Raw genomic sequence first — 20,235 nt, forward strand, 5'->3', positions numbered from 1 at the left:
TATTAAACAGGGTTGTTTCAAAGGTGTCATTCTGAATGAAATAAAATGTAATGAAGAATCTCATATAAAAATCAATAAAGATTCTTCATTCGTCAGAATGACGAAAGTCAAATAATTTAAATTTTGAGACAATCTCAATCTTATCACATAAAAAAATAGAAAGATTTATGAGTTCAGAAAATACAGCATCATTTCATCACAGCATTTTTAAAGGAGAAAACGAAATTCCGGAAGAATATAAAGTTCCGGTCATCCATCAGAGAACCTATCTTTTGAATGGAGAACTGGTAGAGTGGAAAGGAGATGTCACGGAAATTTATTCCCCGGTATGCATCCCCACAGAAAACGGATTGGAAAGAAAACTTCTGGGAAGTATTCCGAATATTGGTCCGAACGAGGCGATGGAAGTTCTCGAAGCTTGTGTAAAAGCCTATGATAACGGACTTGGCGAGTGGCCTACCATGTCTGTGGAAGGACGTATCAAATGCATGCAGAAATTCGTATATCTGATGATCCAGCAGAGAGATCTGGTTATCAGACTACTGATGTGGGAAATCGGGAAGACACTGGCCGATTCTACCAAAGAGTTTGACCGTACTGTAGATTATATCAACCAAACCATTGATGCATTAAAAGATCTTGACAGGGAATCTTCCCGCTTTCAACAGGCAGAAGGAACCATTGCACAGATCAGAAGGGCTCCGCTTGGCGTGGTGTTAAGTATGGGACCTTTCAATTATCCTCTCAATGAAATTTTTACCACATTGATTCCGGCTTTGATCATGGGAAATACCATCCTGTTTAAACTTCCAAAACATGGCGTCCTTGCTCATTATCCTTTATTGAACGCTTTCAAAGAAGCCTTCCCGAAAGGAACGGTGAATACATTATATGGAAAAGGTTCAGAAATCATCACTCCGATTATGGAAAGCGGAAAAGTGAACGTTCTTGCCTTTATCGGATCCAGTAAAGTGGCGAACGGATTAAAAAAATTACACCCGAAAGTGAACCGTTTAAGAGCCATCCTGAGTCTGGATGCTAAAAATGCAGCCATCGTTACTAAAAATGCGAATCTTGATGTAGCGGTAAGTGAGTGTATTTTAGGAGCACTTTCTTTCAACGGGCAGCGTTGTACAGCATTGAAACTGATATTTGTTCAGAAAGAAGTGGCATTGGAGTTTACAGAGAAATTAAGTGCTGCTGTCTCTGCTTTGAAGGCCGGGCTGCCATGGGAAAAAGAGGTGAAAGTAACTCCACTTCCGGAGGTCAATAAACCGGCTTATCTGAAAGAATGTATTGATGATGCTTTACAGAAAGGAGCTGCAGTACTGAATAAAGATGGAGGCTATACAGATGAATCTTTTGTTTTCCCGGCAGTTGTATATCCTGTAAACAACGATATGAAACTTTATCATGAAGAACAGTTTGGTCCTGTGATTCCTGTTGTTCCCTTCGAAGATATAGAAGAGCCTATAGAATATCAGGTGAATGCCTCCCACGGAATGCAGGTAAGTATTTTCAGTGAAGATCCTCATGAAGTAGCACGACTGATTGATCCTTTTGTAAATCTTGTAAGCCGCGTCAATATCAACTGTCAGGCACAAAGAGGCCCCGATGTTTTTCCATTTACCGGAAGAAAAGACAGTGCGGAAGGAACACTTTCTGTTTTTGATGCGCTCCGCTCATTCTCTATCAGGTCTCTGGTGGCAGCAAAGCTGACAGATTCCAACAAAGAGCTGCTGAATACGATTGTAAGGGAACATGATTCTAACTTTTTAAGCACAGATTATATTTTCTGATTCTGACCAGCATTATATTTAACATAAAATAAAATCCTCAATAAACACCTTGATTTGTTGAGGATTTTTTTAACTTAATACCGGAAATTAAAGTTTTGTGTTATAATAGGATGGTGTTTTTTAGAGATGTCATCTAATGATCAGTGTGTAAATCATGTCTTCACCCGAAAAAGAATTTTTAGAGAAAATTGAAAAGCACAAAGGTGTTATTTTCAAGATCTCTAAAATGTATATGGATAATAAGGACGACCAGAATGACCTCTACCAGGAGATCATTTACCAGGCCTGGAAATCATACGCTGATTTTCAAAAGAGGAGTGATTTCTCCACATGGCTGTACAGAACTGCGCTCAACACAGCCATTGTTTTTTTGCGAAGTGAAAAAAAACGTAGTTTTATACAAAATCAGAATGTGGATGGGCTGAGTGCCAGGCAGGAACCTTATAATGATACGGATGATATGAATATGAAGCGGATGTATGAAGCCATCCATCAGTTGAGCCCCATTGATAAAGCCCTTATATTTTTCTTTTTAGAGGGTTTTTCGGGAAAAGAGATTGCTGTACAACTGGGAATTACTGAAGTGAATACACGCGTAAAGCTGAAGAGGGCAAAAGAAAAGCTGAAAGAGATTATTGCCAGACAAGGTACAGATTCCCATTAAAAAATGACACTATGGAGTTAGAAAACTTTAAAGAACTTTGGAATAAAGATACAGGACACGGATCCCCTGAAATTTCTCTGGAAAAACAGAAGGAAATACATTCCCCGTTGGAGATGCTGAAAGTGAATATGCAAACTGAATTCTGGCTGATGATTATAACACTGCCTTTGCTCTTGACAGGTGTTCCATTGGCTTCTGCTGATTCTAATATTAAAACCATTTCAATATTTGTCACGATTCTGACAGTTGCTGTTATTATTTATTTTTATTCCCGCTTCCTGAAATTGTATAAGCTGCTTGGAAAAAACAGCATCAATACCAATTATGATTTGTTTAATCTGAGAACGCAGCTCCTCATATCAAAAGAAATTTATATTTCCTATTATATTGCTTATATTCCTCTTGGGTTTCTTTTGTCTCTGATCAAAATTAATTTTCATTTTGATAGGGAATATAACCTGGCTATTTTCGGTATCAGTCTTCTCATTACCCTTCTGTTAATCGCCTTTATTATCAAATACTGGATCTATTATATGTACGGAAGATATATTGATGATGTAGTGCGTCTGGTAGATGAGCTTAACGGAATTGAAGTAAGGCCAAAACCTGAAAAGAAAATGACCTGGTTTGAACGTTCACAGAGACTTTTTATGAATAAAATGGGGATTAAAGGAAACATTCTGAATACCGTGATATGGTTTGTATCCATGTATTTTTTGATCATATTATTGCTGACCGTTGTTCTTCTGATCATTATTATAGTGGGAGCAAAATTTGATTTTCTGGATATCGGATCATTACAGAGAGCTTTAAATAAACTGAATTAGAAATGACTGTATCTTCTGTAAAATTTCTATCTTTAGAACATTGAGTTGTAAAAAAATATTACATGGATGATTTTAAAAATCAGATGTATTCTATAGAAGAATTTCTGGAGCTTGTAAAGAACAAGCAGGACAGGAAAGCAGCCTTCGACCCGGAATATAATTATGCAGTTTATTCTTCAGCAGACGAATTTAAGCCCGGAATGAAAATTTTTATCGGAGATCCTTTGGATATTGGTGGGGATGATAATGAAATCTTACCTGATTTCGTTTTTCATAACAAGCTCCATTATATGTGTTCAGATGAAAATATTCAGGATGTGGTAGATCTTGCTTTCAGACAGCGTGCTGATATTAACTCTTCTCAGCTTATCACTGCACTGAACCATTATCTGGAAAAAGATGATTTCTTAGATTTTAAATAATAAAAGAATTAGATATATAAAAACAATAACCTGATGTTAACAATATCAGGTTATTGCTTTTTTTATGTAACATTTTTACGTTTTTCCTACGAACTGGTCAAGTCAGAAAAAAATTATTTCGACTCATGCTATTTCGGGGAAATCGTAAAAAGCTTAAAAAAAACACAATGAGACCTGGCAGTATTTCTCTGTCAGGTTTTTTATTTTTTTGTAAAAATCTGTAACAATTTTTTTAAACGAAAACTAACTCTATAGAGTAAATGCCCATGACCTCATTAGAACAAGAGTTTATAAGTCAGATTGAACAGCATAAAGGAATCCTGTTTAAGATTTCTAAAATGTATATGACTGAAAAGGATGACCGTGATGATCTTTTTCAGGAGATTACCTATCAGCTCTGGAAAGCATTTCCGGGTTTCAGAGGTGAAAGTGAATTTTCAACATGGCTATACAGAATTGCTTTGAATACAGCTATTATTTTCCTGAGATCAGAAAAGAGAAGAAGCTTTATCGCCCATGAAGACTTTTCTAACCAAATTATTATTCAGGAAGACTATGATTACCGTAAAGAAGAGCGTCTGGCTGAAATGTATCAGGCTATTCATCAGCTTAATCCTATCGACAAGGCCTTTATATTCTATTATCTGGAGGATTTTTCAGGAAAACAGATTGCAGAACAGATGGGAATTTCAGAAGGCAACGCAAGAGTGAAAATGAATCGGGCAAAAAATAAACTTAAAGATATCTTAAGCCACATAAAAACCAACAAACATTAAAAACAGTAATCTCATGAATATCGATGAATTGAAAAATACCTGGAACGAAGATATTGTGGAGGAAACTCCTGAAATAAGCATAGAACAGAGAAATAAATTACATCTACCCCTGGAAAAGATACGTAAAAACATGCGTGTGGAATTCTGGTGGATCATCGGAATCTTTATTTTTGCCTTTCTGGTATGCTCTGTATGCAGACCATTTAAACTTCAGTTGTATATAACAGTTTTGATTGCCTCCATGCTTTTGGTTACCGTTTTCTTTTTTAGTAAGTTCTTTACATTGTACAATGAAATCAGTAATCCCGCTCCAAAAACCTATGATTCTTTAAAAGATCTTGTAATGCAGCTTAATCTTAATAAACAGTATTACCTCTCTTATTACATCAGTTTTGCGCCGTTTCTCGTATGCGAGATCCTTATTGTTCTTGAATTTATCCCGTGGCCAAAACCTTTGAGTGAACTGAAGATTGCTGTTATCCTGATCGGTTCTGTGGTTGCAGGATTGTTTTTACTGTATCTGGCTGGAAAATTCTGGTTTCACCGCTATTACGGAAGATATATCCAATATATTGAAAGTCTTCTGGGAGAATTGAAAAGATAGAAAAGAATTCGGCGGGCTGAAAGCCCGCCGGATCAATATTCATTAATTACTTTTATTTTCTTTTTCTTTTGCTATTTCGTTTATTATCCAATCCAGTTGCGGATCTTTTTGATCAATAATATCCTGCATATTTTCAATAATAGTCACGTCCGGAACAACCCCTTTCCGTGAATCTGAAAAATTAATATTAGGCTGCACCAAAAGCAGTCCTATCGGAAATCTGATTTCAGAATTGGGAAGCTTCTGGTAAGAATAAAATCCGGCCACAGTTCCGTCATTGGCACCTCCGGTTTCTTCTCCCACAAGCGTTGCTCTTTTATCATTCTTAAGTTTGGCGGTAATAATGGAAGATGCTGAGAAGCTCCCTCCGTTAATCAATACAAAAACTTTTCCATGGAAAGCCTCCTTTTTAGGCTTTGTAGGTTTGTCAGCCTTCATCTTGTAGAATACTTTTCCATCCTTTTTATAGGTACTGAAAGTCTGCGCAAGAAAATAACTCGGATAAGCGATACTTTTAAGAGCATACTCTAAAGGAGTACTTTTTCTGAAGTAATTGGTGCGTAAAGGTGCATTTCTTGAAGTTAGCTGAGAGGGTTTAATCAGAGTAAACGGTGCATCAGCTAAATACGAATACAGGTTATTGATTTCATATAATGAACCGCCGTAGTTGTTTCGGACATCGATGATGAGGTAGGAAGATTTTGAATGGTTGATGCTGGCAAAAGCTTTTTTATAAAACTTATCTGAGTAATCCCTTGAGAAGCTTTTTACCTTAATATAAGCAATAGTACTGTCTTTGTCCAGAAACCGGAAACTTCTGTTATAAGAATTACTCGAAGCTACATAATCATTCAGTTTCTTTTCCGGGGTCTTTTTCTGCATCTCCTTATCCTTTTCAAGATCAGAATCGGACTTCGTTTCGCGGGTTAAAGTATACGTTCTTTTTTTACCATTATAAAGGGTTTCAAGAGTAGCTTTGCTGTCAAAACCATTTTCTGCAGTATAAAAATTAAAGAAAAGATCTTTTAAAAAATACGGATGGAAAGTGGTATTATCACCATCACTGCTGATCAGGCTTCTGTACTTTTTGATATAATCAGATACAGGTACATTATTGATGGATAAAATTTCAGTTCCTGGCTTTATGTGCTCAATGGAATCTTTGTTTTGGATGATATACATTCGGTCTCCCGATATATAATATTCAAAACGGCTGAACATTCCTTTTTGATGTTCCAGTCTTTTAATTTCTTCTTTCGTAAATTTCTTTCTGGGAATTCTCAATGAAAGATGGCCTTCACGAATTCCGGCGATGACAGGCTGAAGTTTGAAATAAAACTGAAGTGGGGTAAGAGGTTCGGTGATCGTTTGCTTGAGACTGTCAAATTTACGTTCCAGTTCCTTTCTGGGAATATACCAGTATAATTGAGGGTGCATTTGCTGTAATTTTGAATACGCAAAGTCCACATCCTCTTTAAGTTGCTCCGGTGGAATACATGAAGCCCGCTGTTCGTTGTGTTTTTTTACAGAGGCACAGGACGAAAAAATAGCGAGAAGTAATATTACCGAATAATTTTTCAATGTATCTGAGTTTTTTTAGGGTGCTAAAATAAAAAGTTTAAAATTAATCCCGACTTAAATGAATAATAAATTTTTAAAAATACATGATAAATTTAGTTAAAAAATGCAGTAAAATGGAATAAACTTTCATGTAAAGACAAAAGTCAATACATTTGATATTTATTTCGTACAGATGATTTACTGGATTATTACGTGTATAGTTGTTTTGACGGTAACTTTTTTTATCGTGATCAATATGAAGGCGTTTGGTGGCGTGCCAAAAGGGAAAAGGCTGAAGCGCATCAGGCAGTCGAAACTCTATAAAAACAGACAATTCCAGAATATCAGCCATACACCTTCCCTTACAGAAGGCTACAAAATGTCAAAAGTGACTTATGATTTCTTTTTAGGAAAAAAAGATCCGCTGCTGAAACCTTTGAAAGAAATTCCAGCTCTTCATACCGATTTGAAAAATTTTGATAAAAATCAGGATGTATTGATCTGGCTGGGACATTCATCTTATTACCTGCAGACAGATGGCGTTTCCTTTCTGATAGATCCTGTTCTAAGTCTTTATGGCTCACCTTTCAAATACTTTAATAAAGCTTTCAAAGGCTCAGATATTTTTAAGCCTGAAGACATTCCCGGCATAGATTATCTGGTCATCACTCATGATCATTTTGATCACCTGGATTACCCAACGGTAAAATCGATTGAAGAAAGTACAGACATGGCCATTATACCTTTGGGAGTAGGAGCGCACCTGGAAAGATGGGGATATGCTGAAAACAAGCTTATTGAAGAAGAATGGGGAACAGAAGTTGCCCTGAAAAATGATATAAAAATTGTTTACACTCCTGCCAGACACTTTTCCGGCAGAAGAGTGAGACAGAATGATACGCTTTGGAGCTCGTATGTTCTGGCAACCCCAACAAAAAGAATTTTTCTGGGAGGAGACAGCGGCTATGATTCCCATTTTAAAGCAATAGGCGAAAAGTACGGACCTTTCGATTATGCTGTTCTTGAAAACGGACAATATGGAGAGGCATGGCGGTATATTCATACCTTACCGGAAGATGTTGTTCAGGCTGCTATTGATCTTAGAGCACAGCGTATTATCCCGGTTCATGCGGCCAAATTTGCACTGGCACTTCATCCGTGGAATGAGCCTTTACAAAAGATAACCGCCCTTGGAAAAGAAAAACAGTTGAATATCCTCACCCCGATGATAGGTGAGGTTGTACATCTGAATCAGTCAGACCAGAAATTTACAGCCTGGTGGGAAAGCTGATCAGGCATGCCAGATTTCTTTATACCTTGCAGGATGATTTTCAAACTGCTGTCTTACAAAATCGCATTCCGGGTCTACAAGCAAATCTTTTTCTTCCGCATAGCGTACCAGCTCGTCCAGCAATAGTTTGGCGTATCCTTTTCCCTCACGCTCTTCATCAAGTTTCGTATAAAATACAATAAGCAGTCTTCCATCAACCTCTATGGACATATAACCTGCCTTTTTCCCATCGATAAGTAGCTGCAATTCATCCTGATATTGAGATACCTGAAACTTTATATTTTCCATAACAATGTAAGATTTGGTTGATTAAAAATAATTTTGAGACAATTCTTTAAAAACATTCTCTCCATTAAAATTACGAAATTAAATGATATCAGATAATAGTTTTTAATAATCTTAACGAATTTTATAACATAAATGGATAAAAGATAAAAGATAAAAGATAAAAGATAAAAGATAAAAGATAAAAGATATTACCATTAAATATCCGTATGTCAGGATCAATAGAGCTGGGCTTTAGCCCGCCATACAATATATAATTTCTCCTACGGCTTCAGCCAAAACTTCAAATAGATCTCTTTTTTTATATTGAAAATAATCTACAATTCATTGATTATTAATATTTCATAAGTTTTCGTTGGATGTAATTATTTGCGTTCTGAGGATGACTTTGGATTGGTTAATGTTTATAAATTTCATAAAAAACGCAGAAAATATTTCAAAGATAATCAGTGGTTTATGATTTTTATTAACAAATATTAGTATTTATATTTAAGAATTGGCACTTTAATTGACTATCCCTTCATGTTTAATTTTAAAGTGGTGTGAAATGAAAAAATTAATATTAACAGCATTATTGGTTGGGACATTTAGTCTTAGTTATGCCCAGTCAGATTATTATAATGATTACAGAAGGAGTATCTCTGATATCAACTGGCAAAGAGTAATTACTGATCTTGTGCTTTCAACAACACAGGCCAATCAGATTTATGTGTTAAATGACAGATATCGTGATTATGATACCTGGAATAGAGTGTATGTGGTGGAACCGGGAAGATGGAGAAACGACCGTTATTCAGAGCTGGAAAGAATTCTGGGTAGAGAAAAGTATATCATCTTTAAAAAGAAGTACTACAGAGGACAGAATCCTGTAATTGTTTACGGAAGAAACAAAAACGATTATAAAAAATACCGTAAACAACAGGAAAAGTATTATAAAGATCAGGAGAAATACTATAAAAAACAAAATAAACACCGCGGTCACGGGCATGACGGTGACTGGGATTAAGCCCATTATCAACTCTATCACTTATAACGGCTGACATTTTTTGTCAGCCATATTATTTTTCAATATCTGATGTGATTTATTTTGTTTGATTTTTATAACTTTGATCTATGGAATCACACGAATCACTCAAAGGTTTTTATGAAAGGAATGCTCCCAATCTGGCATCTCAATGTATTGGGGTCAGTAAAATGGGACACTTCAATGTGTTTTCACGGGAATACTGTTCTCCTCTTACCCCATACAGCAGGAGAGATTATTATAAAATTTCATTAATTATAGGAAAGGGAAAGCTTCATTATGCTGATAAATGGATCAAAGTAGACCGTCCTGCATTATTGTTTTCCAATCCCATTATTCCCTATTCCTGGGAAGCGGATGATGAGGATCAGAAAGGCTGGTTCTGCCTGTTTACAGATCAGTTTCTGCATAACGGAAGCCGTATGGGAAACCTTCAGGATTCTCCGCTGTTCAAGATCGGAGGAACACCTGTTTTCTTTGTAAATGAAGAACAGCAGAAAATACTTGCTGAGATCTATACCAAAATGATGACGGAGATCCAGTCAGATTATATTCACAAATATGATATGTTGAGAGCATATCTTCATCTGATGATTCATGAGACGATGAGAATGCAGCCGGCAGAAAGTTTCGAACCTTATCAGAATGCTTCACAAAGGGTTGCCTCTTTATTTATGGAATTGTTGGAAAGACAGTTTCCTATCGACAGCCCTGAGGCCTTTTTGAAGTTAAAAACCCCGAATGATTATGCCCGGAGTCTTTCCATTCATGTGAATTCTTTAAACCGTTCGGTAAAAGAGATTACAGGGAAAACAACCAGCCAGCAGATCACGGGAAGGATTATTCAGGAAGCCAATGCCTTACTGAAACATACGGATTGGAATATTGCTGAGATTGCCTACGGATTAGGCTTTGAAGAACCCGCTTATTTCACCAATTATTTTAAAAAACAAACCGGAATTACTCCCAATGCCTTAAGAATGGATGTTGTTTGAATTTTATAATTCTTAGTTTGAATTCTATATCAGGGTTGACTTCCTGATGTTCTAATTTTGTCATGTAAAATTAAATCATACCTATCATGAAATTTAAAAAATTAGGAAACACAGAAGAACAGTTATCAGCAATTGGTTTAGGATGTATGGGAATGAGTTTCGCATATGGTCCTACCGACGAGCAGGAAAGTATCAATACCCTGCACAGAGCTTTGGATTTAGGAGTTAACTTTTGGGATACGGCAGATATGTATGCCAATGGAGAAAATGAAAAACTGATTTCTAAAGTTTTAGTACCGAACAGGGATAAGATTTTCATTGCTACCAAATTCGGATTCAGGTTTAAAGATGGTAAGGCAAGCCACAGCGGTGCTCCGGGAACTTATTTCGACGGCTCTCCGGAATGGATAAGACAGGCCGTGGATTTAAGCCTTCAAAGATTAAAGATTGATACAATCGACTTGTATTATGCACATAGAGTAGATCCTAATGTTCCTGTAGAAGAAACGGTAGGAGCAATGGCAGAATTGGTAAAGGCAGGAAAAGTGAAATATCTTGGATTGTCTGAAGCTTCGGCAGAATCTATCAGAAAGGCCAATAAAATTCACCCTATCGCAGCATTGCAGTCAGAATATTCTATCCTTACGAAAGATGTTGAACATGAGATTTTACCCACCATCAGAGAACTGGGAATTTCTTTGGTTCCTTATTCGCCGTTAGCAAGAGGACTCTTTACCAATATCTATGATGCACAAAATCTGGGTGATGACGATTTCAGAAAATCATTACCGCGTTATCAGCAGGAATATCTTGAAAATAACACTAAGCTGGCTAACGAAATCAACGAATTTGCCGCTTCCAAAGGAGTGAAAGGTACCCAGCTTGCCTTAGCCTGGGTGCTGAACCAAGGAGATGATATCATTCCGATTCCTGGTACAAAACGAATCAAATATCTGGAAGAAAATATTGCGGCTGTCAATATTGAACTTTCCCAATCAGATCTGGATACCATTGATGCCATCTTGAAAAAATATCCTAATGTAGGAGAAAGATACAATGAAGGTTCAATGAAACTGGTGAACAATTAAAGACTATGTTAGATAAAACTGAGCTTCTTACAATAAAAGAGCTCAGTTTTTTTGTTTTTATATTTAAAATGAGTTCGACTATGAACAGAAGAGAATTATTAAAGAACGGATTATTGGCAGTATCATTGAGCATGATTTCTTTCTCCGGCCTAATGGCACAATCTAAAACAACTGTTGAAAAAACTGGTGATGACCTTTCCGGATTTAAAAAACTGCAGCTTGGTGAACTTGAACTATTTGTTCTTACGGACGGATATATCCATGAAGAAAACCTGAATTCATTTGCACCAAGAGGCACTGTTTCAGAATTGAAAGCAATTCTTAAAGATAATTTCAGACCGGAGAATTATATTGATATGGCGATGAACATTCTATTGGTTAAAACAAAGAATAAACTCATCTTATTGGATACCGGAATGGGTATTTTTGCCGATGAAAGAAGCGGATTTTTATTGAAAAGTCTTCAAAAAGCAGGATTTTCTCCGAAAGATGTTACCGATGTCTTCATCTCTCACGCCCATCCGGATCACATTGGCGGAGTCGTGGATAAACAAAATCAGTTTATTTTTCCCAATGCTGATATTTTCATCTCCAAAACAGAACATGATTTCTGGATGAAAGCTTCCATCAAAGATTTCAGCAACAGTGCACTGAAAACACAACCTGGATTTCTTAATCAGATTATTCCTGCAATTCAGAATATTTTGAAAACGATTCAGCCCAAACTGAAGTTTTATGACCTTAATAATACATTGTATGATTATTTTAGTTTCCAGTTAGCTCCTGGCCATACACCAGGCTTAACCGTTACCACCATCTCTTCAGGAAACGAAAAGCTGATCTATATTGCAGACCTTATCCATTCTGATGTTATCTTGTTTCCACACCCTGAATGGGGCTATTTCGGAGATACAGATCTGGATATCGCAACAGCTTCAAGAAAAAAACTCCTTCAGCAACTGGCGGATACCAGAATCAGAGCGTTTGCTTACCATTTACCCTGGCCGGGCCTTGGTTACACAAAAAAGAAAACATCCGGCTTTGAATGGTTTCCGGAAGGTTTTATGAATTAGGGAATAGGTTGCAGATAGCAGATCGTAGGTTGCAGGTGAGAGAAAAAGAGGATTAGGGATAAGGAATACGTTACCTGGATTAATAAATAGGTGCTCAGTATTCCCCTCCTCCGGAGGGGGTGGCAAAAATTCAAAGAATTTTTGACGGGGTGGTTAACTAAACAGCATAATCAATCCAACATATAAATCATCCATAGCAGCGGACTTTAGTCCGCTTTCATAATCAACATTTATTTATTCGGTTTTAACCAAAATTTATTGATCATATATAAACAACAGATCCTCCCAAGCAATGGAAGGATCTGTTTCAAACATAAGAAAAAATTAGAGTTTTATCATTAAGCTTCTCCAAACACCAATTCAGGAGAATACAGCTTTCTGAACATGATGTAAGTTACCGTTAACACAGAAAAGGCAACAATTGCATCTACCGTAGACGGAAAACCCAGGACCGCAATTTTTGAAAAGAAAGCAAACAGAATATCAAAGAACATTCCTGCAAACACCCATTCTTTTAGTCTCAATAATTTATTGGGAAGCAAAAGAACCATAACTCCGGAGATTTTAAAAATTCCTAATATATAAATAAAATGATGCGGATATCCAAGCTGTCGCGTAATATCCCATACAACCGGATTTTTTGTCAGTTCAAAGAAACCGCTGGCTCCAAACCATAATGACATAAAAATAGCACCTGACCAATAGATAATTTTTGTAGTTTTTGTTTTCATTGTTGTAATTTTTAGTGATAATTAAATTGTATAGTATTTTATTTAAAAGCTGTTTTTGCTGATCCTGAGATTTCTCCCGTTCTCCTATTCTGAATAAAAGCGATGACTTCCCAGTTTTCCGGAGAAAAGCCTTCCGGAAGTTTAAATGTTGTGATTCCTTCCTGCTGTTTATTCAATGAGATGAGGTTTTGCTTGTGGACAATCTGCCAGTGATGCAGATGGCGTCCTTCATTTTCGCCTTTCCCTACCTCTGTGGAAGAATGTTTTTCAACCAGATTAATGAGCAGCATATTCTGAGGATCTGCGGAAGGTGTTTTATACTGAACATCAATTTTATGCTGAGAAATGACGGCAGATAACTCTACAGGTGTTTTTTTAGAAGTAATCAGAGCTTTTCGGATGGCATTTTTGATATTGTTTTCATCAGAGCCTACAAATTCTGTTTTTCCGTTCACTACCAGCTGTGGAGTATAAACCTGGGAATTCAGCAGGTGGCTGTATTGCTGTTGCCGTTGAGAGTTTTCAGCCGTACTGAACCGGTCCTTCCATCCGAGTCGGTTCCAGTAATCAACATGATAGGAGAGGAGGTAAACAGGCTCATTTTTGTATTCCTTTTCAATTTTTCCCATCAGTTCATCTGCAGGAGGACAGCTTGAACAGCCTTCTGAAGTAAAGAGTTCCAGAACAGCGAAACCATTATTTTCTGAAGTGGAATGCTGTGCTGTCTTCTGATCTTTATTTTGATGAATAAATGCTGAGGCTGCAAATAATACCGCGGTAAAAGCGCTTACTGTAATTAAGTTTTTTAGTATCATGTCTTTTAATTTGATTCAAAAGTAGATACTTGATAAAGGCAAAAGAATACAAAACAGGTTCAACCGGACAAATTGAGAGGTGAATCCGGAAATTGTGAGGGGAAGGGTTTTAGGATGGAAGCTGGAAGTGGGAGGCTGGAAGTTTCAGAGCACGAAATGGAATACAGGTTTATTTTTAATATAAGCCAGGAAGCTTAAAAAATTAACAAAAGAAAACCCTGATCATCTCAATCAGGGCTCTAGTATATTTAAATAAAACTTTTATTGATTATAAAGCCTTCAAGTACTTCCAACACCCAACTTTCAGCCTCCTTTCTCCTCTACCTTTCCTCCAGCCACGTAAAGAAACTATGCGTTTTTTCTTTATTAATTAAAAGTTTTTCGGGAGTTTCAACGGTAAGCTTTACGAGTATTTTACGCTGAAAATAATGCTCCATTTCTTTAATCGCTTTAAAATTAACGAGATATTGCCTGTTGACTCTGAAGAATTGTTTGTCGGAAACCTGTTCCGCCACTTGTCCTAAAGGCTGGGTAAGAGGAAACTGTTCCTTTGTGAATGTAACCAGATGGGTGATCTCATTATGAATATAAAAATAAGCAATGTCTTCGGTAGGAATGGTGGTGTATTTCTGATTTTTAAAAACCAGAAAACTACTCTTACCTGCAGTAGCAGGCTGGCTGATTTTCTGTATCAGAGACTCCAGGTCCGGAAGTTCATTTTTCTGGAAGAATTTTTTCAGTTCATCAACTTTTCGCAGGGCTTCGGCAATATCTTCCCTGGAAAATGGTTTCAAAACATAATCAACTCCTTTACTTTTAAAAGCATCCAGCATATACTGATCAAAGGCAGTACAGAAAACCACAGGGCAGGTAATCTCCACTGATTTGAAAATTTCAAAGGAGAGTCCGTCCGAAAGATGGATATCCATAAAAATAAGATCAGGTTTGATTTCCTTTAAGCCTTCAATACTTGTTTCAATACTGTCGTAAACACCTAGTATCTTTGATTCCGGTTTTAAGTCTGAAATTAAATTCTGCAGGGATTTTGCCGCCCTGAATTCATCTTCAATAATGATTATATTCATGGATTAATGGTAGTTTTATCTGAAATGTTTTTTCGCCTGAATGAATGGTAATATCCTTTTCCAATAAATGTTTGTAGCGCATTTTAATATTGTCGAGTCCAACACCCAAAGAATCTTCGGGGGTTACTTTTCGCTGTATAGGATTTTCAATAACAATTTTGTCATCTGCATTATAGATTTTGATGTGTAAAGGCTTACTTTGTGAGACAATATTATGTTTGATACAGTTCTCCACCAATAGCTGAAGGGTAAAAGGAGGAATAAGCGTTTGAGCGGTTTCTTTTCCAAGTTCGTTGGTAAACTTAATTCCTTCTCCAAAACGGGCTTTCTGAAGAAAAAGATAAGAATCCACGATTTTCATTTCTTCCTGAACGCTGATCAGATCCAGCTTACGGCTTTCCAGTGTAAAACGGTAAAAATCAGAAAGCTTGACAATAAAATCAACGGTTTCTTCGTCATGAGTCTCTGCCATTAATTTTAACGTATTCAAACTGTTGAAAAGAAAATGCGGATTGATCTGCTGCTTTAATAATTCATACTGAGCACCCAGATTATCACTCTTTACCTTTTCCAGTTCAAGCTGTATCTGCTGCCCTGTATAGTTGTTCTGAAGCAGCGTAAGAAACATATAGCAAACCAGGTTGATTAAAATTCCCCTTACTTCTACCATCAGCATTACAGGACCAAAATTGATATGAGACAGAATCAGCTGCTGAATCCATGCCAGTCCAAACATAATCACCATCCCGAAAGCCAGTACCACCATCAATCTGGAATAAGAGATATGCTGTCTTCGTTTTCCTGTACGGTTCAGCATATAGATATTGATATACCACATAATAACGGAAAATGCTGCTGTAATGGCCGAGTTTACTGCGGCCTCTTTCCAGTTGAACTCATGAGACGCCAGCTGGGGTACAGAAGATAGAACTCCCAGGAAAACGGAGCTTATCCAGATGATGGCCGGTGAGATTTTTATTTTTTGCTGTTGCATGAAATCTGCTGATTTGAAAAGGTTAAATTAATGTTTTTATTGGAAATATTATGATAAATAGTGAAACAGAAATTTTATTATGGCCTCACTACGGGGCGGTAACTCATGAAATACTGTATTCTTTCTTTTGGGTTTGAGAAAGTATTCTCAGGCTGATCATTTTTAAGATCATAAGAGACATTTCCGGCACTGTCTGCCTGAACAGTTTCGATACTTACCAGTTCTCCGGTGATGGTTCCGCCAATATACTGAGGATTGTCATGGTATTTCCAGGTAACCAGTTTCATCACAGCACCTGCTTCAGGGGTCTGGATTTTCTTTGACAAAGATTCCAGTGCTTTTTCATTTCCGTACAATGCCGACATCGTTTTCTTCTTAGGGTTTAAAGAATTGGAGATGAATTGGAGATTTCCCGGGTCAAAAACAACCCTTGAAAGGCCATTATTCGTATTACTATTTTCTTTGCTGCAGGCGGTAAGAGAAACAAGGCTTACCAATAAGATCAGGATTGTATTTTTCATTTTTTCTGTAAATTTTGAATGAGTCTTTGAGTGTTTACTTTCATGGGAACATCAAACAGATATCCTGTTTTTTCAGCGAGTTGTCTGTGGCAGGCAATGCAGGATTCTTTGGCGAAGGACGCCGTTTTTCCTGTCGGATGAAGATCATCTCCGGAAAATTTTGCAAATCCCCAACCCTCTGTATCTTGATACTGCTTGGAATCTTTAACCATAAACTGCGCATTGATAAACTTTCCGGGTCTGATTTCTCCATCCGGAAGCTCTTCTTGTTTCCATACGGATTTTACTACCACACTTCCGTCCGGCCACGGATGAAAGTTCTCAGTTTCCACAGCCTTTACCGCAATATCATTTCCATAAATTACACGGATAGAGTTATCAAACAGCGTACTCATACTGATTACTTTCCAGTTTTTAAAATCATCGGTATATCGAACACCGTTGGGAGAAACCGGGAAATTGGTTGATGCCGGAACAGGTACAGTGGATGAGACTTGAGGGGGCTCAATCTTTTTTTGAGCAGATGGGCCTGCTGAGGATAAGGAAATTGTATATTTTTTGATCGTTTCAATATCTTTTGCTGTAATCCTGGCTGAGGGATGCAGAAGGGTGTACTCATGGAGAGGCATTTTACCACTTTGCATCATATTGAGAATAGCGTACATTTTTCCCTGATGTTCTGCAGGAGATAACTTTTCCCATTCTGAGAAGTTCAGGACTTCTCTGGCTCTTTTGATATCTTTGTTCACAGCCCAGGAAACAGGAGCAAGTTTATCATACCAGCTTAAATTCTGCTGATTGGAATGACAGCTGAAACATGAGTTTTCAAGAATACTGATCACTTCCTTTGGGGCTTCAATTTTTCCTGTAATCGGTTTTCCTTCCAAAGGTTTACTGAATAGCTGCAACCCTCCGAAAACACCTAGTATAGCCAGAAATACGATGGCAATGGGATTTCTTTTTTTCTTTACGGTATCCATAATGAGTATTGTTTTATTTTTCTGGATCAAAAGTAGGCGGGTAGTACATGCTGTGAAACGGAAAACTGTCCGAGCTGGACAAATCAAAAGGCGAATCCGGAATTTTTAACCCCGAAAATCTACAAGAAAAATCCCGGTAACACAATTACCGGGATTTGATTAAATCTGTTGTTTATAAAGTAATACCACCATCTATCACAATTTCAGTTCCGGTGACATACCCGGAAGAATCGTTGTCGGCTAAATAAGTAACCAGTTTGGCAATCTCTTCAGCGGTTCCCATTTTCTTCATTGGAATCTGTTCTATGAGATGGTTTTGGATATTTTTCAAAGTTTCTTCATCCAGGCCTGCTTTACTCATGATTTCTGTTTTTATCGGACCCGGACTTATCATATTCACTCTGATTTTTCTTGGAGCCAATTCTGTTGCTGCCGTTTTGGCAATAGAATTCAACGCGGCTTTGCTTGCCTGATAAGCTGAACTGTTGGGTTTATAGGTAGACGCAACAATAGAAGATAAAAAGATGACAGAAGCACCATCATTTAACAATGGTATGAATTTGCTTAATGTAAAATAAGCTCCTCTGAAATTAATATTCATCACCTGATCGAAATTTTCAACATCCATATTTTCAATAGGAGTCAGAGTTCCGGTAATTCCTGCATTGATAAACAGAATATCTGCTTTACCGAACTTTTTCTCTACTTCTTTCTTCAACAGATCAATATCCTCAATATCCGCCTGATCTGCAATAAAGGGGATCGCTCCAAGCTCCTCAGCTGCTTTTTCTACAGCTTCTTTTCGCCTTCCGGTAATGAGCACGGTTGCTCCTTCTGAAATAAGTTCTTTTGCTGCAGCGAATCCGATCCCGCTGTTTCCTCCTGTTACGATAGCCAGTTTGTTACTGAATTTTTTCATTGTAAATTTTTTTGACAAAGTTATTTCAAAATGATATACTTTTGTAACCAGTATCACAGAGTATACCAGTATCATTCTTGATATCACTTAACTTTGCAATTATGGAAAGAGACCAGAACGAAGAACTCAGAGCATTACAGGATACCCTTTATTTTATCGGAGGCAAATGGCGGATTCCTGTCATCAATTCACTGTGTAACGGGAACAGACGCTTCAGGGAAATTGAAAGGAGTATTCCCGGAATTACCACCAGAATGCTTTCTAAAGAACTGAAAGATATGGAACTGAATAAACTGCTAAAACGCACCGTTTATCCCGAAACTCCTGTTTTAATAGAATATGAACCCACAGAATACTGCCGAACCTTTGGAAATATCATTCAGGAAATGATCAACTGGGGCAGGGAGCATAGAAGAGTAATTGTGGAAGATAGGAAATAATGCCAATAAAAAACCTCTCACAAAGGAGAGGTTTATAATTATTTGTCAAAAATTTCGATCATTACATTGTCAGGAATTATTCCTGAATAATCATAAGACTGAACGTTGAGTTGAGTAACTGAACTTACACAGACTACCTTATTATTGTAGCTGAACACTTTATAAGGATATCTTTTTGTATTGATTGTCTTGGTTTTTGTATAAGAATTGATGTTATAAAGCTCAATGGTCTTACTTGTAGTTCCTGCAATAATACTGTTACTATCAAAATCAAAACTTGATAGCTTGGAATTTCCGGAAGGCAGATCATTCTGATAAATCATTTGCGAATTATAGACAGAACCAGAACTTGCCGTAATGATTCTTCCATCAGGAAATGCTTCAAATATCCTGTAATTAAGTGGGTGATCTCCATGATAAGTATCGTCCTGATGACTGATGTAATTACCATTAAGATCAAAATTATAAAGATCCATATCTACAGGTGAAATATTCTGTGTTATGGTATATAATTGCACAGAACTTCCTACAGCTTTTCTCATCCTTCCGCTATTATAATAAAGCTGAGGCGATTGAGAAATGATAGCTTTTGTAGCCCTGCTTGCTGATTTAATCACACTGGAACTGCTATTACTATTTGAAGAACCGTAAAGTATACCGTTATGATATACAGTACTGATGAGCGGCATTCCGAAACTCACCTGAGCTTTCAATGTCAGATCATTTCCATCATAAATATCTACCCAACCATCATTTCTGGGAACATATAGTTCTACACTTCCATTATAGGTTCCAATATCAGAATAGCCTAAAGTTGCATTTGTGCTGATCTGATGGGTAACAGAGTTTGTATTCACATCATAAATAGCAATTTTCCCATCCGTATCTAATAGGTATAGCTTTCCGGAGTTTTTATCAAATTGGGCATCAAAAGTTTTAAGATTAACCAATTTGATCTCAGGTCTTTCAATTTTTATAATGTTACTTTTAACCTCTTCACCATTAGCCTTAATACCAATAACCTGATATTCTACATAAGGGTTAAATGGTACGGCTGAAGTAAATGTAAACTGATTCGGATAGCTATTACCAATTTCGGATTGTATCCCATTTTGAGAATCACTTCTTACAATTTTATAATGATTATAAGTGGCATCTCCGCTGAGCGTCCATTTTAAGCTTACCGTTTCAGTGGTATCACTGTAAGTTGAAGTTAAATTGATCTTATTTTCAATAACAGGAGGTGTTACTGTGACCACCTCCGTAATATCATCGTTTGAACTGCTGCATGAAAATATTGATAAATAAGCAAATAATAAGGTTATAGTTTTTTTCATAAATT

General features: G+C 37.0%; 22 protein-coding genes. 12 read left to right on the top strand and 10 right to left on the bottom strand.

Going from position 1 to position 20,235, the window contains the following annotated elements:
• Nucleotides 1–167 precede the first annotated feature (167 nt).
• The 6 genes from ACLI50_RS00365 to ACLI50_RS00390 all read left to right on the top strand — a co-directional run bounded on the left by ACLI50_RS00365 (nucleotide 168) and on the right by ACLI50_RS00390 (nucleotide 5,092).
• A complete protein-coding gene (locus ACLI50_RS00365; RefSeq protein WP_411412897.1) occupies nucleotides 168–1,799 on the top strand; it encodes an NADP-dependent glyceraldehyde-3-phosphate dehydrogenase in 1,632 nt (543 codons plus the stop codon).
• Between the two features lie 154 nt (nucleotides 1,800–1,953).
• Nucleotides 1,954–2,463 carry an RNA polymerase sigma factor gene (locus ACLI50_RS00370; protein WP_411412898.1) on the top strand — a complete coding sequence of 170 codons (510 nt, stop codon included), beginning with the start codon at nucleotides 1,954–1,956 and terminating at the stop codon, nucleotides 2,461–2,463.
• Nucleotides 2,464–2,474: 11 nt separating this feature from the next.
• On the top strand, nucleotides 2,475–3,290 hold the full coding sequence (locus ACLI50_RS00375; RefSeq protein WP_411412899.1) for a hypothetical protein: 816 nt from the start codon (nucleotides 2,475–2,477) through the stop codon (nucleotides 3,288–3,290).
• 62 nt (nucleotides 3,291–3,352) lie between these two features.
• Complete coding sequence (locus tag ACLI50_RS00380; RefSeq protein WP_411412900.1) at nucleotides 3,353–3,712, top strand: DUF7716 domain-containing protein; 360 nt, start codon at nucleotides 3,353–3,355, stop codon at nucleotides 3,710–3,712.
• 266 nt (nucleotides 3,713–3,978) lie between these two features.
• Nucleotides 3,979–4,488 carry an RNA polymerase sigma factor gene (locus ACLI50_RS00385; RefSeq protein ID WP_411412901.1) on the top strand — a complete coding sequence of 170 codons (510 nt, stop codon included), beginning with the start codon at nucleotides 3,979–3,981 and terminating at the stop codon, nucleotides 4,486–4,488.
• Nucleotides 4,489–4,501: 13 nt separating this feature from the next.
• Nucleotides 4,502–5,092: a hypothetical protein gene (locus ACLI50_RS00390; RefSeq protein WP_227944344.1), complete on the top strand. Its 591-nt coding sequence runs from the start codon at nucleotides 4,502–4,504 to the stop codon at nucleotides 5,090–5,092.
• Nucleotides 5,093–5,134: 42 nt separating this feature from the next.
• Here ACLI50_RS00390 and ACLI50_RS00395 read toward each other — a convergent pair whose 3' ends face one another.
• Complete coding sequence (locus ACLI50_RS00395; RefSeq protein ID WP_411412902.1) at nucleotides 5,135–6,673, bottom strand: S41 family peptidase; 1,539 nt, start codon at nucleotides 6,671–6,673, stop codon at nucleotides 5,135–5,137.
• 172 nt (nucleotides 6,674–6,845) lie between these two features.
• On the opposite strand from ACLI50_RS00395, the gene ACLI50_RS00400 reads away from it, so the two are divergent.
• Nucleotides 6,846–7,943, top strand: a complete 1,098-nt coding sequence (locus ACLI50_RS00400) for an MBL fold metallo-hydrolase (protein ID WP_411412903.1) — start codon at nucleotides 6,846–6,848, stop codon at nucleotides 7,941–7,943.
• Here ACLI50_RS00400 and ACLI50_RS00405 read toward each other — a convergent pair whose 3' ends face one another.
• Nucleotides 7,944–8,231: a GNAT family N-acetyltransferase gene (locus ACLI50_RS00405; RefSeq protein WP_047433564.1), complete on the bottom strand. Its 288-nt coding sequence runs from the start codon at nucleotides 8,229–8,231 to the stop codon at nucleotides 7,944–7,946.
• Between the two features lie 544 nt (nucleotides 8,232–8,775).
• Between ACLI50_RS00405 and ACLI50_RS00410 the strand changes: the two genes are divergently transcribed.
• The 4 genes from ACLI50_RS00410 to ACLI50_RS00425 all read left to right on the top strand — a co-directional run bounded on the left by ACLI50_RS00410 (nucleotide 8,776) and on the right by ACLI50_RS00425 (nucleotide 12,408).
• Nucleotides 8,776–9,234, top strand: coding sequence for a hypothetical protein (locus ACLI50_RS00410; RefSeq protein WP_110010411.1), 459 nt, complete (start codon nucleotides 8,776–8,778; stop codon nucleotides 9,232–9,234).
• Nucleotides 9,235–9,341: 107 nt separating this feature from the next.
• The gene (locus tag ACLI50_RS00415; protein ID WP_137905529.1) at nucleotides 9,342–10,247 is read left to right on the top strand and encodes a helix-turn-helix domain-containing protein; all 906 of its coding nucleotides are present in this window, start codon (nucleotides 9,342–9,344) and stop codon (nucleotides 10,245–10,247) included.
• Nucleotides 10,248–10,333: 86 nt separating this feature from the next.
• Nucleotides 10,334–11,335 (top strand): aldo/keto reductase, encoded by a 1,002-nt coding sequence (locus ACLI50_RS00420; protein ID WP_411412904.1) that lies wholly within the window; start codon nucleotides 10,334–10,336, stop codon nucleotides 11,333–11,335.
• 80 nt (nucleotides 11,336–11,415) lie between these two features.
• Nucleotides 11,416–12,408: an MBL fold metallo-hydrolase gene (locus ACLI50_RS00425; RefSeq protein ID WP_343638860.1), complete on the top strand. Its 993-nt coding sequence runs from the start codon at nucleotides 11,416–11,418 to the stop codon at nucleotides 12,406–12,408.
• Between the two features lie 338 nt (nucleotides 12,409–12,746).
• Here the strand turns inward: ACLI50_RS00425 and ACLI50_RS00430 are convergent, their stop codons facing one another.
• From ACLI50_RS00430 to ACLI50_RS00460, 7 genes are all read right to left on the bottom strand, one after another.
• Nucleotides 12,747–13,139 (bottom strand): DoxX family protein, encoded by a 393-nt coding sequence (locus ACLI50_RS00430; RefSeq protein ID WP_343638858.1) that lies wholly within the window; start codon nucleotides 13,137–13,139, stop codon nucleotides 12,747–12,749.
• Between the two features lie 38 nt (nucleotides 13,140–13,177).
• Complete coding sequence (locus ACLI50_RS00435) at nucleotides 13,178–13,954, bottom strand: DUF1223 domain-containing protein (protein ID WP_343638856.1); 777 nt, start codon at nucleotides 13,952–13,954, stop codon at nucleotides 13,178–13,180.
• Nucleotides 13,955–14,274: 320 nt separating this feature from the next.
• A complete protein-coding gene (locus tag ACLI50_RS00440) occupies nucleotides 14,275–15,039 on the bottom strand; it encodes a LytR/AlgR family response regulator transcription factor (protein ID WP_411412905.1) in 765 nt (254 codons plus the stop codon).
• The gene (locus tag ACLI50_RS00445; RefSeq protein WP_411412906.1) at nucleotides 15,020–16,033 is read right to left on the bottom strand and encodes a sensor histidine kinase; all 1,014 of its coding nucleotides are present in this window, start codon (nucleotides 16,031–16,033) and stop codon (nucleotides 15,020–15,022) included. The genes ACLI50_RS00440 and ACLI50_RS00445 overlap by 20 nt, the downstream gene beginning before the upstream one ends.
• 77 nt (nucleotides 16,034–16,110) lie before the next feature.
• On the bottom strand, nucleotides 16,111–16,554 hold the full coding sequence (locus ACLI50_RS00450) for a hypothetical protein (protein ID WP_343638850.1): 444 nt from the start codon (nucleotides 16,552–16,554) through the stop codon (nucleotides 16,111–16,113).
• A complete protein-coding gene (locus ACLI50_RS00455) occupies nucleotides 16,551–17,534 on the bottom strand; it encodes a heme-binding domain-containing protein (protein WP_411412907.1) in 984 nt (327 codons plus the stop codon). Before ACLI50_RS00455 ends, ACLI50_RS00450 begins: the two co-directional genes overlap by 4 nt.
• Before the next feature lie 172 nt (nucleotides 17,535–17,706).
• Nucleotides 17,707–18,453, bottom strand: a complete 747-nt coding sequence (locus tag ACLI50_RS00460; RefSeq protein ID WP_411412908.1) for an SDR family oxidoreductase — start codon at nucleotides 18,451–18,453, stop codon at nucleotides 17,707–17,709.
• Between the two features lie 101 nt (nucleotides 18,454–18,554).
• On the opposite strand from ACLI50_RS00460, the gene ACLI50_RS00465 reads away from it, so the two are divergent.
• Complete coding sequence (locus tag ACLI50_RS00465) at nucleotides 18,555–18,893, top strand: winged helix-turn-helix transcriptional regulator (RefSeq protein WP_114821030.1); 339 nt, start codon at nucleotides 18,555–18,557, stop codon at nucleotides 18,891–18,893.
• Between the two features lie 38 nt (nucleotides 18,894–18,931).
• Here the strand turns inward: ACLI50_RS00465 and ACLI50_RS00470 are convergent, their stop codons facing one another.
• A complete protein-coding gene (locus ACLI50_RS00470; protein WP_330746845.1) occupies nucleotides 18,932–20,230 on the bottom strand; it encodes a hypothetical protein in 1,299 nt (432 codons plus the stop codon).
• Nucleotides 20,231–20,235: the final 5 nt, after the last annotated feature.

This window comes from Chryseobacterium cupriresistens, assembly GCF_046614675.1.
Classification (GTDB): Bacteria; Bacteroidota; Bacteroidia; order Flavobacteriales; family Weeksellaceae; genus Chryseobacterium; species Chryseobacterium cupriresistens.